General features: G+C 56.9%; 14 protein-coding genes. 10 read left to right on the top strand and 4 right to left on the bottom strand.

Going from position 1 to position 17382, the window contains the following annotated elements; genetic code table 11:
- Window positions 1–41 precede the first annotated feature (41 nt).
- The 3 genes from ACP8J1_RS03005 (at window position 42) to ACP8J1_RS02995 (ending at window position 3523) form a co-directional block, all read left to right on the top strand.
- A complete protein-coding gene (locus tag ACP8J1_RS03005) occupies window positions 42–1163 on the top strand; it encodes an ABC transporter ATP-binding protein (protein WP_023027821.1) in 1122 nt (373 codons plus the stop codon).
- Window positions 1164–1338: 175 nt separating this feature from the next.
- A complete protein-coding gene (locus ACP8J1_RS03000) occupies window positions 1339–1956 on the top strand; it encodes a zinc metalloprotease (protein WP_023020746.1) in 618 nt (205 codons plus the stop codon).
- Between the two features lie 172 nt (window positions 1957–2128).
- Window positions 2129–3523 (top strand): GntP family permease, encoded by a 1395-nt coding sequence (locus tag ACP8J1_RS02995; RefSeq protein ID WP_023020745.1) that lies wholly within the window; start codon window positions 2129–2131, stop codon window positions 3521–3523.
- Window positions 3524–3531: 8 nt separating this feature from the next.
- Here ACP8J1_RS02995 and ACP8J1_RS02990 read toward each other — a convergent pair whose 3' ends face one another.
- Window positions 3532–4041, bottom strand: coding sequence for a gluconokinase (locus tag ACP8J1_RS02990; protein WP_023020744.1), 510 nt, complete (start codon window positions 4039–4041; stop codon window positions 3532–3534).
- Window positions 4042–4143: 102 nt separating this feature from the next.
- On the opposite strand from ACP8J1_RS02990, the gene ACP8J1_RS02985 reads away from it, so the two are divergent.
- A complete protein-coding gene (locus ACP8J1_RS02985) occupies window positions 4144–6624 on the top strand; it encodes a DUF262 domain-containing protein (RefSeq protein ID WP_232212579.1) in 2481 nt (826 codons plus the stop codon).
- A gap of 113 nt (window positions 6625–6737) precedes the next feature.
- Here the strand turns inward: ACP8J1_RS02985 and uriH are convergent, their stop codons facing one another.
- Both uriH and uriT read right to left on the bottom strand, forming a co-directional pair.
- Entirely contained in the window at window positions 6738–7679 is a 942-nt protein-coding gene (gene uriH, locus ACP8J1_RS02980) for a uridine-preferring nucleoside hydrolase UriH (RefSeq protein ID WP_023020742.1), read from the bottom strand.
- A gap of 9 nt (window positions 7680–7688) precedes the next feature.
- Window positions 7689–9113, bottom strand: coding sequence for a uridine transporter UriT (gene uriT / locus ACP8J1_RS02975; protein WP_023020741.1), 1425 nt, complete (start codon window positions 9111–9113; stop codon window positions 7689–7691).
- Between the two features lie 66 nt (window positions 9114–9179).
- On the opposite strand from uriT, the gene ACP8J1_RS02970 reads away from it, so the two are divergent.
- From ACP8J1_RS02970 to ACP8J1_RS02955, 4 genes are all read left to right on the top strand, one after another.
- Window positions 9180–9788 (top strand): hypothetical protein, encoded by a 609-nt coding sequence (locus ACP8J1_RS02970; RefSeq protein ID WP_023020740.1) that lies wholly within the window; start codon window positions 9180–9182, stop codon window positions 9786–9788.
- An 81-nt stretch (window positions 9789–9869) separates the two neighbouring features.
- Entirely contained in the window at window positions 9870–11420 is a 1551-nt protein-coding gene (locus ACP8J1_RS02965) for an alkaline phosphatase D family protein (RefSeq protein ID WP_023020739.1), read from the top strand.
- 21 nt (window positions 11421–11441) lie between these two features.
- Window positions 11442–12347 carry a polysaccharide lyase family protein gene (locus ACP8J1_RS02960; RefSeq protein WP_023020738.1) on the top strand — a complete coding sequence of 302 codons (906 nt, stop codon included), beginning with the start codon at window positions 11442–11444 and terminating at the stop codon, window positions 12345–12347.
- A gap of 135 nt (window positions 12348–12482) precedes the next feature.
- Window positions 12483–13676 (top strand): amidase, encoded by a 1194-nt coding sequence (locus ACP8J1_RS02955; RefSeq protein ID WP_023020737.1) that lies wholly within the window; start codon window positions 12483–12485, stop codon window positions 13674–13676.
- On the opposite strand, the gene ACP8J1_RS02950 is transcribed toward ACP8J1_RS02955, so the two are convergent.
- Window positions 13673–14182 (bottom strand): 2'-5' RNA ligase family protein, encoded by a 510-nt coding sequence (locus ACP8J1_RS02950; protein WP_023020736.1) that lies wholly within the window; start codon window positions 14180–14182, stop codon window positions 13673–13675. The genes ACP8J1_RS02955 and ACP8J1_RS02950 overlap by 4 nt on opposite strands.
- A 103-nt stretch (window positions 14183–14285) precedes the next feature.
- Between ACP8J1_RS02950 and ACP8J1_RS02945 the strand changes: the two genes are divergently transcribed.
- Both ACP8J1_RS02945 and ACP8J1_RS02940 read left to right on the top strand, forming a co-directional pair.
- Window positions 14286–16184 (top strand): fructose-specific PTS transporter subunit EIIC, encoded by a 1899-nt coding sequence (locus tag ACP8J1_RS02945; protein WP_023020735.1) that lies wholly within the window; start codon window positions 14286–14288, stop codon window positions 16182–16184.
- Between the two features lie 559 nt (window positions 16185–16743).
- Window positions 16744–17307: a CAP domain-containing protein gene (locus tag ACP8J1_RS02940; RefSeq protein ID WP_023020734.1), complete on the top strand. Its 564-nt coding sequence runs from the start codon at window positions 16744–16746 to the stop codon at window positions 17305–17307.
- Window positions 17308–17382 lie beyond the last annotated feature (75 nt).

Genomic DNA, 17382 nt, shown 5'->3' with positions numbered 1-17382 from the left:
CCTGGCGCCCTCCTCCCCTCACTACATTCTGAAAGGTAACCATGGCTACTGTCACCTTCGATGGCGCAAGCCGCATCTACTCCAAGGATGCTAAGCGCCCCGCCGTTGACCGCCTCAACCTCGATATTGCTGACGGCGAATTCTTGGTCCTTGTCGGCCCCTCCGGCTGCGGTAAGTCCACCAGCCTGCGTATGCTCGCCGGCCTCGAGCCCACCGACCGCGGCTCCATTCGTATCGGTGGTAAGGACGTCACCGGGGTGAGCCCCTCGGACCGCGACGTGGCCATGGTCTTTCAAAACTATGCGCTCTACCCCAATATGTCCGTAGCGCAGAATATGTCTTTCGCACTGGAAAACCGCAAGGTCCCTAAAAGCGAGATTAAGTCTCGCGTGCAAGAGGCTGCGAAGATCCTGCAGATGGAAGATTTGCTGGACCGCAAGCCCGCCAATCTTTCCGGCGGCCAGCGCCAGCGCGTAGCTATGGGACGCGCCATCGTGCGCGAGCCAGCCGTATTCTGCATGGACGAGCCCTTGTCCAACTTGGATGCCAAGCTGCGCGTATCCACCCGCGCGCAGATCTCTAACCTGCAGCGCCGCCTTGGCACCACCACCGTCTACGTCACCCATGACCAGACGGAGGCGATGACCATGGGTGACCGCGTCGCAGTTCTCAACGCCGGCGTCCTACAGCAGGTGGATACCACCCGTACCATTTATGACCGCCCGCAGAACGTCTTTGTCGCCGGATTCATTGGCTCCCCGGCGATGAATATCTACGACCTATCCCATAACTCCTCGGAGCTGCGTATCGGCTCTACCCCCATCAACTTGGCCAATTACAACTTCGATGGCGTTGAGACTGTCACCGTGGGCATCCGCCCTGAAGACTGGCAGTTAAGCGATACCGGCAACGGTGGGGCAAAGTTTACTGTCGCGCATATCGAGGAACTGGGTAACCAGACCTACGTTTATGGCGACCTGAACGACGCCGCGGGCAGCAGCTCCGCCGATGGCATCCTTAAGTCCTCTACCCGCATGGGCGGTCAGACCGGCATCCTGGTCAATGCCCGCGGCCGCTATGCGGTGGGCGATACTTTCTACGTTTCCCCCGACCCGGACCGAGTGCATCTATTTAGCACCACCACCGGGCAGCGCCTGAACTAGAAGCAGCAAATAGGCAGTTGACACCTTAGATTCTTATTTTTCCCTTTGCAGAAGATAAGAAACTGATATATGCTCGCACACATAAGACGCCCGTGCAGTGCCGTTTACCACGGATATTGCTCGGAATATTGCACTCAGCGAACCTTAAAATCAACCGAAAGGTAATTCACTGCCTATGCCTTCTTTCAAGAAGCTATCTGCCGCCACTTTGGCTGCAACAGCCATCCTCGGCACCGTCGCCGCACCGGCCGCCAGCGCCAAGAGCGACCCAGTTCGCTCCCTTATTTCTCCGGGCACCTGCAAGACCATCACCAAGCTGGCCAACGATGGCAAGCCGGTCCCGGATCCTTCCATTCTCCACGATGAAGACTCCGTAAAGCCGTACTTCAAAGATGGCGTGCTGGAGTACAAGGTGGTCGAAAACTTCCCGTACCGCAAGCAGCTGGATGCCGCGGTTGCCGAGTGGAACAAGGCCCTCAAGGGCAAGGCTTCCCTGAAGGAAGTTAAGCCTTCTGAGGCTGATGATGACACCATCGCCATCATCTTCAAGCCCGACCCAAATGGCTACGTCCAGGGTGCCGCTTACCCGGATCACAAGATGGTCTTCATCAAGATTCCTAATGCCCAGTACCCAGAAGCAGTCCAGGGCACCATCGCTCACGAGCTGGGCCACATGATGGGCGCCGGTCACTCCTGCGCCGGCGCGCTCATGGCCGGCGCTAACCAGAACCCCATCTCCTACCATGTGACCCCGCTGGATGCGGCGGCTATTATCCAGGGTCAGTTCGACTAAACGCCCGACGACTCCTCTCCCCTAGGCCCAGCACTGTGTCTAGGGGATTTTTCTGTCTTTACCCGGCTACGTGTTGGGTAGGTCGCATTCATCCGATTGTTTTAGGCGGCACACAGGCCTACTGCTAACGTTGCCGTTATTCAAAGGTTTGCATTAGAAAAGGAGTCCGCCCATGGATACGTGGGAACCCACCCTGTCGACCGGCCCGCTGCTGGGCATTGCGGTGGCCGCCATCGCCGTAACTTTGGTGTTGGTCATCTATTTCAAGCTTCACGCCTTCCTCACACTATTGGTGGTCTCGGCACTCACGGCGCTGGCTGCGGGCATTCCCCTCGACGGAATCGTGCCCACCATGACAGAGAGCTTTAGCTCCACCCTAGGTTCGGTGGCACTGCTCGTAGGCTTGGGCGCCATGATCGGCCGGCTGGTGGAGGCTTCCGGCGGCGCTAAATCGCTTGCCGACGCCATGGTCCGCCGCTTCGGCGAATCCAAAGCACCCCTAGCACTCGGCCTAGCGTCGCTCATTATGGGCTTTCCCATTTTCTTCGATGCCGGCCTGATTGTGATGCTGCCGGTTATCTTCGCCGTCGCTCGCCGCTTGAATGGCCCTGTCCTTGCCTTCGGTCTGCCGGCAGCTGGCGCATTCTCGGTCATGCACGTCTACCTGCCGCCGCACCCGGGCCCCGTTGCAGCCAGCGAATTCTACGGCGCCGATATGGGTCTCGTTCTTTTAGTCGGACTCATCCTAGCCCTGCCCACCTGGTATATCTCCGGCTACCGCTTTGGACTGCTCTCCGGTAAGAAATTCCCCATCAAGGTAACCGATGCCATCGCCGGTCCCCTCCTCACGGAGGACGAGCAACCTCACAAGCCTGCCTCTGCCGCCACGGTGATTTCCATCCTGCTCATCCCGATGGTGCTCATCTTCTTTAACACCGGTCTCAATGCTTTGGCGTCCTATGGCACCATCGACGCCGACGCCGCGTGGGTACGGTTCTTTGTCATGCTGGGCCAAACCCCCATTGCCCTGCTGATTACCCTCCTCGTCGCGCTCGTGGTCTTGGGCCTGCGCCGTGGCGTAGAAAAGACCGCGTTGGAAAAGCTTGTCGATTCCTCCCTCGGCCCCATCTGCTCGGTCGTGCTTATCACCGGTGCCGGCGGCATGTTCGGTGGTGTGTTGCGTACCTCCGGGATTGGCGATGCGCTTGCTGATTCCCTTTCCGGCCTCGGCATCCCCGTCATCCTGGCCTGCTACCTCATCGCCGTGGCCCTGCGCCTGGCCCAAGGCTCGGCGACCGTTGCGCTAACTACGGCTGCCGCCCTCATGGTCCCAGCCGTAGAAGCTGGTGGCTTCAACGAGCTCCAGCTCGCTCTTATCGTTGTTGCAACCGCCGCCGGTTCCGTCTTCGGCTCCCATGTCAATGACTCCGGCTTCTGGCTCGTCGGCCGTCTCATGGGCATGGACACCATGACCACGCTTAAGACCTGGACTGTCAACCAGGTGCTCATCTCCGTTATCGGCTTCGCCCTAGTCCTGGTCATGTACGGCGCCGCAGCCGCCTTCTAGCGCCAGCTTTAAGTACCCGCTTTAATCCATGCTGCGGCATCGCCCGCAATTTCCGACGCAGGCCGTGTCACATCAAAGACCCGGCCGGTTTCGTCATCTTCCAGCGGCTCCAAGGTATCGAATTGCGATTGCAAAAGCGATGCCGGCATAAAGTGCCCCGGCCGATGCTGCATGCGCTCATACAGCACATCAAAGTCCCCGTGCACGTGGACAAACACCACACCCGGGCAGTACTGGCGAATAAGATCCCGGTATTTCCGCTTCAACGCGCTACAGCCCACCATCGCGCCTTCCGGCCTATCCGCCAACCACTGACCAATCTGTTTCAGCCAGGGCTCTCTATCCGCATCATTGAGCGGAGTTCCCGCCGCCATCTTGTCGATATTGGCCTGCGGATGCATATCATCGCCATCGCGATACTCCAGCCCAACCAGCGGCGAGAGCGCCTCCCCCACCGTTGTCTTGCCCGAGCCTGATACTCCCATGACAACGACGTGGCGGAAAGGGTGCTGCTTCATGGTGGCTCCTTGGGTTAGTGGTGTCTACCCCTCGAGTTTATGCAGAAATCGAGCGCTGCCCTACTTGACTACGTACTCACCTCTGCCCGAATAACACCATTTATGTCATCTATTATGGCCCTGTCGTCTATTCTCTCTCGCGAAAGGCCTTTCATGCGCGGCAGTATCCGTGAAATCTATACGCTTTATGATGGTAATAATCGCTGTCTTCTCATTCCCGTTTACCAGCGCAACTACGACTGGCAGCATAAACAGTGTGCTCGGCTATTCGATGATCTGGAAGAAATAATTAGCAGCGAGCGAAAGAAACACTTCTTCGGTGCGGTGGTGGGAAAGAACCAAGATTCTTGGAATTGGATTGTTATCGACGGCCAACAAAGACTTACAACCGTCAGTATCCTCATGCTTGCATTCGCGCACGCCCTCCAAGAGGGCGAAATACAAAGTGAAGATCCCACGCTGGCCGAGAAAATCATTTCGGACTACCTTCGGATCGGCCAAAACAAAGAAAACCCGCGCTTCAAACTTAAACCGGTGAAAGATGATGACAAGGCCTACCGGAAACTATTTGGCCCTGAAAGCGAATTCATCAGCTCCTCCAACGTAACGGCTAATTACCGCTTTTTCCGAAAAAAGCTGCGCTCTACTCAATTAAACGCTGACCAAGTTTGGAATGCGATTTGCCGCCTTGAAGTAATGCACTTGGATCTCGAAGAGTACGACGAGCCGCAGCGCATCTTCGAAAGCCTCAATTCCACCGGCCTAGAGCTTAAGGAAGCTGACAAGGTCCGCAACTACGTGCTCATGGGGTTGGATTCAGCCAAACAAGAGCAGTTGTATAACGATCGCTGGAATCCAACTGAAGCTAACTGTCGCTTTCAGACTGACTCATTCATTCGTTGGTACCTCACTACCTACACCACTAAAACCCCACGTGAACAGGACGTATACGAGGCTTTTAAAGCATTCGCTTCCAAGCGAAAAACGAGCATGCCAGAACTACTGGATGACTTGTACGCCTATTCCAAGTATTTCCGAGAAATTCGAGAATCCGATACCGGATATCCTGCAGTAGACACGCAACTTAAGCGGATGAACGAGATTATGGGTGCGGTAGTACTCCCGTTCCTCATGCCGCTTCTGCGTGACGCCCACGAGCACAAAACCACGCCCGAGGATTTCCTCGAGGTACTGCTCACAATTGAGTCCTACATTGTCCGACGTTTTGTCACTGGTATCGCCACCAACTCGCTCAATAAGATCTTCGCGACTATGTACTCAGAGGTCAGAAAGCTGCATACTGACGGGGCTCCTTTCGCACCAATCGTCATCTATCAGCTCAATAGGCGTTCGGGCAGCGGACGTTTCCCAACCGACGCTGAATTTAGAGAGTCCTTCGCAACAAAGGATTTCTACAATATTCGAGCATACTGGCGTCAGTATCTCTTCAATTGTCTAGAAAACGGCAGCTCAAAAGATATTCGTGATGTCTCCTCTGCTCTGGCCGAAAACAAGATTTCCATCGAGCACATCATGCCCCAAACACTTACTGAGACTTGGCGCCAAGAACTTGGTGACAAAGCCAAGGAAATTCATGAGACCTGGATAAACCGAATTGGCAATCTAACTGTCACGGGCTACAACTCCTCTTACTCGAATTCTCCATTCAAGGCCAAGAAGTCAATGGAGAATGGTTTCGATAGCTCGCCGTATCGCCTTAATGATCTTCTTAAGAAGTCCGACCGCTGGACCTTGATCCAGCTTGAAGAGAGAAACGAGCTTCTCACCGATAAGGCGCTCAACTTCTGGACCTCTAAAACCACTGACTTCACGCCGCCGAAAGCCATTCTCCCCAAGGAGCCAATGGGAGACAGCGAAGATTTCAGTGGCAGAAAAATAAGTGGGTTCGAGTTCGGCGATTTTAGAAAGACCACGAAATCCTGGGCTGATATGGTCGAAGCGGTACTAAGCTATCTACTCCACGAGCATCGCACCGAAATTTTCTCCTTCGCGAAATCTTCGAAGTTTTTGCGCTTTGAAAAGCCTGCGACTGAGAAGACCCGCTCCTATAGAAAAATCGAGGAAGGTCTCTATGCTCAAGTGGGAAACAACACCTCCGCTAAAATCTGGTTCCTGCGCGCTCTTTTCGAACACCTCGACCTAAATACTGAAGACCTCGTTTTTACCTTCCCCGCTTCCAAGACGGACCCAGCGGAAGGCATAGATGACCAGAATAACGAAACCCCTGTTGGCAAATACGCAGAGCTAACCAAATTCTTTGATCAACTGGTTGAAGCTAGAGAGCTGACGGATGCACCCGAAAATACTGAGTCGCTTCGCGAAGAATTCATCAAGGACTTTGAAGAATTCAGCACCACGAATCCTGAAGCATTATTTGATGGTAAAGAGTTCGATAGTTTCATCTCCACCACCGTGCCTTCTGAAATGAACGATGCCCAAGTGCTAGCTGTTCTAACTCAGCACATCAAGGTGTCGCAGATGCTCGGCGGAAGCTACTTCCACCAGAAAATTAAGGACGGTTCCATGGCTGAATTGGTTCACCGACTACGTGATTTCGCATAAACCACTCGGTGGGAGCCTCTGCCAAGAGAAAACAGCCACGCTATGGCCCCTAACTGAGGGCTTAGGGGCGATAACGTGGCTGAAAGTTGGGTGGCTCGCGGGACGAAAGTGGCCTAGGCGAGGTTCTTGAGGGCCTCGGTAACCAGCCGCCAGAAACCGGCGTGGTCGAGGGTGGTGGCGACTTGGGTGTGGCAGGAGGCGTCGGCAGGCTCGCGCAGGTCGGTGACGGTCATGCCGGTAGTAAGGGTGCCGGCAAGCTCGACGTGGACGGGTGCTTTACGGGTCTGGACGATATTCGGATCGATGAGATAGGCGATGGTGCACGGGTCGTGGACCGGCGGGTTATCAAAGCCTTGGTTGGCCTGGTAGGCCTTGCGGAAGAAGCCGAAAAGGCCGACGACGAACTCCGAGACTGGGGTCTCCAAAGCCTTGATTTCTGCTTCGACCTCCAGGGTGGCAAGCGCCTGGTGGGTGAGGTCGAGACCAACCATGGTGACGGGCCAAGGCTCTTCAAAGACGATGTGGGCGGCCTCAGGATCGATCTTGATATTGAACTCGGCGACTGGGGACCAATTGCCTTCGTGGTAGCCGCCGCCCATGAGGACTACTTCCTTGACGCGCTCGACGATGCGCGGCTCCTTGCGCGCGGCCATCGCAATATTAGTTAGCGGCCCAGTAGGCACGAGGGTGATGGTGCCGGGCTCGTGGGACATGATGGTGTCGATGATGAAGTCGATGGCGTGGGCGTCGGCAAGCGCGGTGCTTGGTTCCGGAAGTTGGACGCCTTCCACGTCCATGCCGGTGGAGCCGTGGATGGCCTCGGCAACCTCGACGGGGCGCACGAGTGGGCGGTCGCAGCCGGCATAAACGGGAATCTCCGGGTGACCAGCGATTTCCTTGACCACCAGGGCATTATGGGAGACCTTATCCAAGGTCTGGTTGCCGCCCACGGTGGTAATTCCCAGCAGCTCGATGGTGGGGTTGCCCATGGCTAGAAGCAGGGCCACCGCGTCATCGTGGCCGGGGTCGCAGTCCAGAATGATTTTTCGCGTCATGCCACGAGCCTACTTTCGGGCGTTGACGGCCGCCACGGTGTCACCGATGGACTCCGGTCGTGGAATGCGGAAGGACAAAGCTAGGGCTGCAAGCAGAATGATGACGCCGGCAATCATGCCCGCGCGGTAACCATGCTCGAAAGACCCGGAAACCGCGAACAGCACTGCAAAGGACAAGCCCGCGCCTAGGTTGAAGGCGCCGGCGTTCATGCCGGGCAGGTAGCCCTGGTTATCGGCCGGCGAGAGCACAATTCCTAAGCCATTGAGCATGATATTGGCAATGCCCGCGTAGGTCACGCCCAAGAAAATAGAGACGAGAAGCAGGGTCCACGCGTTCGGGGCACCAACCACGAAGATAGAAATAATCAGGCCGACGACGGTACCGATGAGGCCGGTTTGCAAGACGTATTTATAGCCCAACTTGGAGGCCATCCAGCCGGCAATCGGGCCGAAGACCAAGCCGGCGAGGGCGTATGGGGTGAGCGTGACCCAAGAAATGGCGCTGGCAGAAATTCCGGCGCCGGCATCTGCATCCTGGCCAAGGTTAGGGATAAGGCCATTCATCACGGCAAAGACACCGGTCATGGTGAGCAGCGTGGTAGAAAGCAGTGCCCACGTGCGGCGTTGTTTGAGGTAGGCCACCGGTACGAGCGGATCGGCGACCTTCCTCTCCACATTCCAGAAGGCCCAGAAGCCGGCGGCACCGATGAGGAGAAGGATGATGACGAGGAGCCAATTGGCCTCAGCAAGCTTGCCGGCTTCGTTGAATGCGGTAAGAACGCAACCCAGCGCCACGGCCAGAGGTAGAACTCCTGCCCAATCCATGCGCGGGGTTTCGGCGGCCGTGGACTCCTTGGTAAATACCTGCACCGCTACTACTGCAATGACGCACAGAACTGCCATGGTCCAAAAGACCGAGCGGTAGCCAAAGTTGCCTGCCAGCCAGCCGCCGGCCAGCGCATCCACACCGGCAATACCACCGTTTACCGAGGTCACAATGCCCAGCAACAGGGCGTACTGCTGTTCATTGAGCACTTGCTGGCGCAGCATAATCAGGCACAGTGGGACCGTAGGCCCTGCCACGCCTTGAATGATGCGGCCGATAAGCAGCACAGCGACGTTCGGTGCAATGGCTGATACCACGCAGCCCAGCGCAGCTACCGCCATCATGCCAACGAGGACCTTCCTGCGTCCGATGAGGTCACCCCAGCGCGGCAGGAACAGTGAGAACAATGCTGCGGCCGTAAAGAATGCCGTTTGCGTCAGGCCGATCTGCGCGGTGGTAGCTCCCAGCTCATCTTCCATCGTCGCCAAGGCTGGCGAGAGCATCGACGCATTGAGCTGGAACGCAAACACCGCAGTAAGCAGTGCGAACATCAACGGGATATAGGAGCTTGGCTGGAGCTTTGGGGGCTCAGAGGTGGTGGAAGTCATGGCTTTCAATGTAGTTGATGAATCCTGCGCTCCAGATATTTTCTCATTGTCTACTATCCATAGATTATGAAAACTCTCTCCTACTTCGTCGCTCTCATAACGGTGATGCTTTCTTTGGCTTCCTGTTCCTCTCCGGATTCGCAGCCGTCAGGAGCAACCGCAACTAGTTCCTCCAGCACGGCCAATAGTTCAACTATCAGCTCTAGTTCCACAAGCTCTGCGCCCGAGCCGTCCTCTTCGGAGCCGCAACCGACAGCGGAAGCTGAGCCTTCGCTTGCCGACGCTCCCCTAGCGAACACCACCGAATCCACCTCAGAACCCACCCTGACCGAGTGCGTCTACGGCGGCGGTAGCTGGACTACCAACGGTTGGTACAGCGATGGAACTATCCGCTGGGCGCAAGAATGCCAAAACCTCCACGACGAGCAAATGGCAAAATACCCCTACCGGTGCCCGCAAACAGATCACTACGTCTCCGATCCGTCTCAGTGCTCGTCCCCGGTAGGCAACGGTACTGGCGGCTCAGATTCGGATTATGATCCCAGCATCCCGGCTTATATGACACGTTCCGCTGAGGTTGAGCAGATGCGCGCTGAAAACCAGAAGTGGTGGTTTAACTGCCAGGCAGAACATTCGGCTGAATACTGCCTCGAGAACGATCCTTGGAGTCCATAGATTTCATGCTGATTTAACCAGCGATTCACCGCGGCTGCTTAGGCTGAAAAAGTTCCTTTTAAACCTTTTGTGGAGCTTTGTATGCCTTATTCAAATAGTCGTTCTTCTTTTAATCGTCGTAACTTCCTGCAGATTGCAGGTGTGTCGGCCGCGGCGGTGGCTGCGGGTATTAATGCACCAGCAAAGGCGGGTGCGCAGTCGAGCCTAAGCTCATGGGGATCGTCACGAGGTGGGGATCTGCCGCAGGATTCGGAGCTTTTTGGCTTGGGCGTAGCGGCGGGTACGCCGCGGCATGATTCCATGATCCTGTGGACCCGCTTGGCCCCGGAACCGCTGGCTGAGGATGGTCACGGCGGCATGACCGGCGGCGATGTCCGCGTGGGTTGGGAAGTTGCGAAGGATGAGGGGTTTGGGGACGTCGTCAAGCAGGGCGAGGCCTTAGCCCAACGCGAGCTGGCACACTCGGTACATCCGCAGGTCACTGGGCTGGAGCCGGCAACTGAGTATTTTTATCGCTTCCGCGTGGATGGCAAGGTAAGCCCAGTAGGTCGGTTTAAAACTCTGCCCGCACCCGGCGCGAAGGTGGATGATTTCACCTTCACCGTAGCTTCGTGTCAAGCGTGGTATCACGGCTATTTCACCCCGTGGAAGCATATTGCGCAGGAACCAGACCTGGATATGACCATTTTCGTGGGCGACTATATCTACGAATACGGCATTGTGGAAGGAGATAATTTGTGGCGCCAGGGCGCAAGCGTGCCCGATGTTTTCAAGGCAAAGGTGGAGACTCTGGAGCAATATCGCCTGCGCTACTCGCTCTTCAAATCTGATGAGCACCTGCAGGCCGCGCATGCGCGCGCCGCGATGGCGATTGTGTGGGATGACCATGAAGTAGAAAATAACTACGCCGGCAAATGGTCCGAGATTGGCACCAAGGCCGAGCACTTCCTCTACCAGCGCGCAGCTGCCTACCGTGCCTTTTATGAGAATCTTCCGGTCGCCCCGCCCGCGCTTCCCGAAGGCCCCAATAACCGCATTTATGATTCCTTCGACGTGGGCACGCTAATGCGTTTCAACCTGGTCGATACCCGCCAATACCGCGAGGAATCCGCGGAGGATGCCAGCATCTTGGGCGCGGAACAGGAGCAGTGGCTCAACGATAAGCTCGCCACCTCCCCGGCACAGTGGAACGTGGTGGTCAATAGCGTGGTCGTCGTACCAATCGCCGATAGCACCGACCAATGGGACGGCTTCCCAACAGCGCGCCGCCGCCTTATCGAGTCCCTATCTAAGGTAAGCGATCCCGTTGTCTTTACCGGCGATATTCACCAACACTGCGCTGCCGAGATTCAATCCGAATCGGGCCAGCCCGTCGGCGTGGAATTGGTCGCGACCTCCATTGCTTCCGATGGCGATGGCTTTGCCGGTTCCAAGAGCACCGAGTGGTTGGAAAAGCCATATGTGAAGGCCATGGATAAGCGCCGTGGCTACATCAAAGTGCACGCTACCCGCGAGCACCTCGATTCCGAATTCGTCGTCGTGCCCTGGATTGAGCGCGATGATACCGCCCCGCGCGAGACTGCTTTCTCCTTCCGTACCAATGCCGGCGAGCACACGCTGCGCTCCCTCTAAACCCCGAAAGGACAATTCATCATGGGACTTTTTAGCTCGCTTTCCTCTTCTTCCTCTCGCCACGGTTCTTCCCGCAAACATTCCTCTGACCAAGGGTCCTCTACCCCAGCTCCTACCGCGAGTGCTGCTCCACCGGCCGTAGCTAACATTCAGGCAGAACCGCAGCTCATGGAAAATTACGTCACTTGGGAGCCTGTTTCCTGGGACGTCGTCTTGGATCACTACCGTGTCATCGGCACCGATCCCAATGGTGTAGACGTGCTGTTGGGCAAGACCATCTTCCCCTTTTTCCACCACTCCCGGCGCGACGTCGCCGGTGAAAAGTGGTCCTACTACGTCAAGGTAGTAGATGCTTCCGGTACCGAGTCCGCTCCTTCTGGCAAGGCAACGTCTACCTCCCTGCCTTCGGTCACTGCTGGCCAAGCGCTAGCCACGATTGGTTCCTTTGATCGAAAAGGCACAGAGTTCCAGTACTCGCCAAAGGACTACAAGAAGATCGTCACTGCGCACCCAGACCAGACGATCACCGTTGGACCGGATGCTACGCCTGCCGACGTCCCTTATCTCCTCCCCGGCCCCGGCGATAAATGGGCCGGCAGCAAATCCTACACGCTGAAGTGGACGGTGAAATTGGATAAGCCTGCCTCAAAGGCGGCACTGGCACTGTGGCTCATTGATACCACCAAGCTCGGCGGTGTTCTCGATATCACGGTTAATGATTTTCATAAACAAATAGAGCTCCCGCAAGGCGCAACGCAAGGTTCGCGCCAAGGCGATGCCAGCGGGGAACCGACCCCGCTGCGACCGGCAGCAATCGAGTTTGCTCTCGCCGAAGACACCCTGAAGGAAGGAGAGAACCAGCTCGTCTTCACCCTCCGCGAAGGAGGCTGGCTGGCATGGGATGCACTGGGGATTTTTGCTGGGTAACACCATGCAAGCGGTGCTTTGCCTAGAAACGGGATATTGTTCACCGATTCCTGATGTACGGTAGTAACATCTGCATTCTTCTAATACATAGTAAACAGCAGAGGACGCCGACGTTGAAAGGACTTAGCTTCCGTTATGGCTACACTTTCTGATCGCCTGCACCGAGCCCAGCAGGATTTTAACGCGGTGATTACCGTCATCCCGTTTGATGAGCACGCGGTGGATGAATCACCCACGCTCATGGGGCAACCGGTGGCGTTCAAGGACATCGTGGATGTGGCATGCGTAGCTACTACCTGCGGCACCAAGGTCAAAGTTGGGCGCGCACCGGTTAAGGATGCACCAGTGGTGCAGCGTTTGACGGCGAAGGGTGCGCTGCCGGTAGCGAAGGCGAACCTGCAGGAGTTTTCCTATGGCATTTTGGGCGATGCCTCGGCCTACGGTCGCGTTATCAACCCACGCGATCCCGAAATCTGCGGCGGTGGTTCTAGCTCTGGTTCTGCCGCTTTGGTGGCTTGCGGCGCGCTGCAGCTTACGGTGGGTTCTGATAGCGCCGGCTCGGTGCGTGTGCCTGCTGCTTGCCAGGGCGTGCTGGGGTTCAAACCCACCTTCGGGCTCATTCCGGTAGAAGGTGTCTTCCCCTTCGCCCCGAGCTTTGATTGCATTGGATTCTTTGCCAGCTCAATTGACCTCATTGAGCAGGCCTTTATTGCTACCGCAGATGAGGAACCGGCCGCGGCGCAGGATGTTTCTGCTCTTGATGTCACGGCCCTCAAGGCCAAGGGAGAGCGCTTCGCAGATCTTTTGGCGGTGCTAGAGCACTCGGACTTTAAGCTCACCGAGGGCGTGGACTTGGAAGACACCATCGCCGCCACGGCCGAGCTCTACGAGCCGATGCGCTTGAAAGAGGTCTATGATGTCCACCGGCCATTGCTGGACCAGCGCGAAAGGTACCAGGATGTCATTTTGCAGCGAGTGCTGGGCGGAGAAAATATCAGCCAGGAAGATTATGACGCAGCTGCACAGGGCGTGAAAGAGCTGCGCGAAAAGGCTCTTGCCCTGCTTGGCGATGCCCCCATTATTCTTACCCCTACCCTCGATTCCGGCCCCCTCAAGTGGTCCGATATCACCCCGGAGAATACCGCGGAATCGGCCGCGAGCCTGCGACGCTGGACCGAGCCTTTCAATGTGCTTGGATGGCCGGCGATTACGGTGCCGCTGCGCGGCGAAGAGGAAAAAGGCGTGGGTGATGCGGTGCAGGTCGTCGGCAAGCCGGGCGAGGACCTGACCGTGCTGCGCGTTGCCCGTGCTCTACAAGCCCTGCTCTAGGCCTCGGCCAGTACTGTCTTTTCCTGCGTGCGCGGCCGCCAATAGGCGGCTTCTACGGCGCTAAGCTCCTTGAAATGCGCTGAGGTGAGCTCATCCATTGCGTGGATATAGCCAGGAACCTCCTCGCGCGGCAGGCGCAACCCCATGGTCAGATGCGGGGTCCACCGCGGCCCGCGCCCGTCCGGATTGGCGGCACTGATTTTTCGCGCGGCAATTTCTAGCTCGTCGGTCGTTTCAAGCAGCCAAGCCACCGTCTGCTTGCGCTTGGTGCCGAAAACGACGTTTCCTACCCGCCGGAAATCTGCCGGCATGACAGGCGGCAGCAGCTGCGCCGCTAAATCCACGACCTCTGGCTGCATGTGCGGTGAAAAGGTCACAGTAATGTGCGGGCGTTGATGTTGGACGGGAAAGCCGCGCTGGGCAAGGCCGGCAAAGATTTCGCGTACTTGGTCTTCCTGCTTTTGCGGCAGGTAGAGCAAGATATTATCCGGCGATGCTTTACTCACGGCGTGGCGTCCCTTTCTGCGGTCGGGTGTTTCCAGCGTACCGGCGCATTAGATGACAATCCCCTATTGTGCCAACGCAAACGTTTGCCGTTTAATAAGACTCATGAGCACTTCAGAGTCATCGCCCCTCATCCTCGCCATCACGGCGTGTCCGACGGGCATCGCGCATACCTATATGGCGGCCGAGAACCTTGAGGCCGCAGCCCAAGAACTGGGCTACCGCATCAAGATTGAAACTCACGGTTCTATCGGCGTCGAAGGAACCTTTAGCAAGCAAGATATCGAAGACGCCGATGCCATTGTCATTGGTGCCGATACTGTAATTTCCAAAGACCGCTTCCATGGCAAACGCCTCGAGGCCACCGGCGTGGACGAGGCCATCAAACACCCAAAGGAACTACTAAGCAGGTCCTTAAGCGCTGCGCGCTGGGAAGGATCTACAGACAGCCAGGAAGAAGAAGCGCCCCGCAAAAATAGTATTGGCCAGACCTTGTACAAAGCGCTGATGAACGGCGTCTCGCACATGATCCCGTTCGTAGTTACCGGCGGTTTGCTCATTGCGGTAGCCCTCTCTATCGGTGGCACCCCCACGCCTGAGGGCATGGCGATTCCAGAAGATAGCTTCTGGAACACTGTCAATGAACTCGGCGCTCTGGCGTTTTCACTGATGGTTCCAGTTCTCTCCGGCTACATCGCTGTGGGCATCGCGGACCGACCGGGCCTTGCGCCTGGCCTTATCACCGGCCTCATCGCCACCACCGGATCACTATATGGGTCTGAAACGGGTGCCGGCTTCTTGGGCGGCATTGTCACCGGTATTTTGTCTGGTTATGTGGCCCTGGCCATTAAGAAGATTCCAGTGCACAAATTCATTGCACCGATCTGGCCCATCATTGTCATCCCGATTTTCACCACACTCATCGTGGGCCTTATCTTTATCTTGCTCATTGGCGCACCTGTCTCGGCCGCTTTCGAAACAATGACTGAGTACCTCGCCGGCATGCAGGGATCCTCCGTCATCGTGTTGGGCCTCATCCTTGGCGCCATGATTGCCTTCGACATGGGTGGCCCCTTCAATAAGACAGCCTTCCTCTTTGGCGGCGGCATGATCGCGGCTGGCAACGCGGCGCCGATGGGCATGGCGGCCTGCGCCATTGCTGTGCCACCTCTTGCCGTGGGCGTAGCGACGCTTCTGCGTCGCCGCTGGTTTAACAAAGCGGAAAATGATGCCGGCATCGCGGCATTGTTCATGGGATTCTTCGGCATTACTGAGGGCGCTATTCCGCTCGCTGCCGCACGTCCATTGCAGGTTATTCCCGCCAATGTTGCTGGTGGTGCCGTAGCCGGTGCACTTGCCGGAGCATTTGGCGCGCAAGACCACGTGATGCACGGCGGGCCAATCGTCGCGGCGCTCGGCGCCGTAGACAATGTCGTAGGTTTCTTTATCGCCATGCTCGCCGGCATCGCGGTCTGTGCCGGCCTTATCCTCCTGCTAGTAGGGTTGACGCAGCGCAAGGATAAACCGCTGGTAGCCGTGGACACGATCAGTCTGGATAAGGACTTGGGCTCTTCCAGCGAAGAGGTCATTCGTTCCCTAGTGAAGCTCACCTCTCCGCGAATGTCCGATGCGGAAGCGGTCGCTAGCGCCGCATTGCAGCGCGAATCTACCCGTTCCACCGGTGTGGGACACGGCGTAGCCATTCCTCACGCGCGGTCTGCCGGGGTAAAGGTACCCACCCTTGCCTTCGCCCGCCTACCCCAAGGTGTCACGTGGGCCGAGGGCGAGGACCCAACCACCCTCGCCTTCCTTATCGCCGTTCCCGACGATGCCGGAAAGCAGCATCTCAAGCTATTATCCAAGCTCGCACGCAACATCATGAAGGAAGACTTCCGCGCCCAACTCCACGGAGCACGGAACCGGAAGGAAGCCGCCGACATCATTTCCTCGGCCCTTTCGCCCGCCCCCTCTACTAACAAGGCGGCCGCGACCAGCCAGGCTTAAAAAGCCTTACTTTTGCGAGCGCTCAGCGATTTCTCCGCTGAGCGCTCTTTTATGCCTAAACAGCGCGAAGATACCGCGATTCTGCTGCCCCCACGGACGGGGCAATGCGCCTAAAAGGCTCCGGCGAGACTATGTGCCGACATGGTGGAATCTCATAAATCTTATGACAACCAGAAACCACAAGGTTCTTCATAGGCTCTAGCAAGAAACTGGCCAGTTTCGCCGGTGGCTGGCTTAAAACTAGACCCATATACCTTAAATCAACCTCATTTCTCCGGGAACCTGAGATATGGATTGGAAATTACCCCCGTGGGGCGAGGCGTTCAACGCCGTCACTGAGGGAATTTAGGGGTTTCCTAGCTCAAATCGAGAAATAACTAAGAAGTAATTAGTTTTCCGGGAAATCATCTTTAGGAATCCTAATAATTGCTGGTCAGTTGGCTTTTACCCCGTGGTAATTGATTAAATTTTAAGTGAAGAGGAACGGAAATTCGCCGTGAACACCCCGCGATTTCCACCCTTGTGATACCCGCTAGGTTCCAGCAGAAAGGCACCGCTTATGTTTACCCCCAAAGTTCACTTCTGCGCCAAGAAGTTCGTCGCTCCTGCACTTGCAGCAGCCGTCGCCCTCGGCGTTGGCGTAGCTCCTGCAGAGGCATCGAGCTCCTTGAGTAGCTTCGGTGGCGTGAACCTTCCGGTACCTTCCGCCAATCTTCCCGTTGCTCCGGCTGCCGCTGCAAAACCGGTCGCTCCAGCTTCCAGCCGCGTCCAGAACATCATCAACTACACCAACGACTACCGCAAGGCACACGGCTTGCGCCCGGTTCGCGCCAACGGTGCGCTCAATGGCCTAGCCCAGGATTGGGCCAATCAGCTGGTTCGCGCCGATAAGCTCAGCCACCGCCCGCAGCACTGGAACTACTACCCAGCCAATATCCCGGCCGGCGGTGAGAACGTGCTGCAGGCATGGAGCGACTACTCCGATGCGCTGCTAGTAAAGCTCTGGTACGAGTCCCCGGGCCACCGCAAGATCATGCTGGACCCACGCGCCAAGACCATCGGCGTTGGCGTTGCCATCAACTCTGAAGGCAAGCTCTACGCCGTCCAGAACTACGGACGCTAAAGATTTATAAAGCTAGGGCCTAGGAACTCTTGGACTCTAGCGAGCTATGCCGCCCCGTCTCGGATCCCTTCTCCG

The organism is Corynebacterium sp. LaCa_205 (assembly GCF_057458085.1).
The sequence above is the reverse complement of the archived record's forward strand: the minus strand, read 5'-3'. Positions and strand labels throughout refer to the sequence as shown.

Bases quoted from the DNA above. Each gene is read 5' to 3' on its own strand.
- ACP8J1_RS03005 (WP_023027821.1), top strand. From the start codon at position 42: ATGGCTACTGTCACCTTCGATGGCGCAAGCCGCATCTACTCCAAGGAT.
- ACP8J1_RS03000 (WP_023020746.1), top strand. From the start codon at position 1,339: ATGCCTTCTTTCAAGAAGCTATCTGCCGCCACTTTGGCTGCAACAGCC.
- ACP8J1_RS02995 (WP_023020745.1), top strand. From the start codon at position 2,129: ATGGATACGTGGGAACCCACCCTGTCGACCGGCCCGCTGCTGGGCATT.
- ACP8J1_RS02990 (WP_023020744.1), bottom strand. From the start codon at position 4,041: ATGAAGCAGCACCCTTTCCGCCACGTCGTTGTCATGGGAGTATCAGGC.
- ACP8J1_RS02985 (WP_232212579.1), top strand. From the start codon at position 4,144: ATGTCATCTATTATGGCCCTGTCGTCTATTCTCTCTCGCGAAAGGCCT.
- uriH (WP_023020742.1), bottom strand. From the start codon at position 7,679: ATGACGCGAAAAATCATTCTGGACTGCGACCCCGGCCACGATGACGCG.
- uriT (WP_023020741.1), bottom strand. From the start codon at position 9,113: ATGACTTCCACCACCTCTGAGCCCCCAAAGCTCCAGCCAAGCTCCTAT.
- ACP8J1_RS02970 (WP_023020740.1), top strand. From the start codon at position 9,180: ATGAAAACTCTCTCCTACTTCGTCGCTCTCATAACGGTGATGCTTTCT.
- ACP8J1_RS02965 (WP_023020739.1), top strand. From the start codon at position 9,870: ATGCCTTATTCAAATAGTCGTTCTTCTTTTAATCGTCGTAACTTCCTG.
- ACP8J1_RS02960 (WP_023020738.1), top strand. From the start codon at position 11,442: ATGGGACTTTTTAGCTCGCTTTCCTCTTCTTCCTCTCGCCACGGTTCT.
- ACP8J1_RS02955 (WP_023020737.1), top strand. From the start codon at position 12,483: ATGGCTACACTTTCTGATCGCCTGCACCGAGCCCAGCAGGATTTTAAC.
- ACP8J1_RS02945 (WP_023020735.1), top strand. From the start codon at position 14,286: ATGAGCACTTCAGAGTCATCGCCCCTCATCCTCGCCATCACGGCGTGT.
- ACP8J1_RS02940 (WP_023020734.1), top strand. From the start codon at position 16,744: ATGTTTACCCCCAAAGTTCACTTCTGCGCCAAGAAGTTCGTCGCTCCT.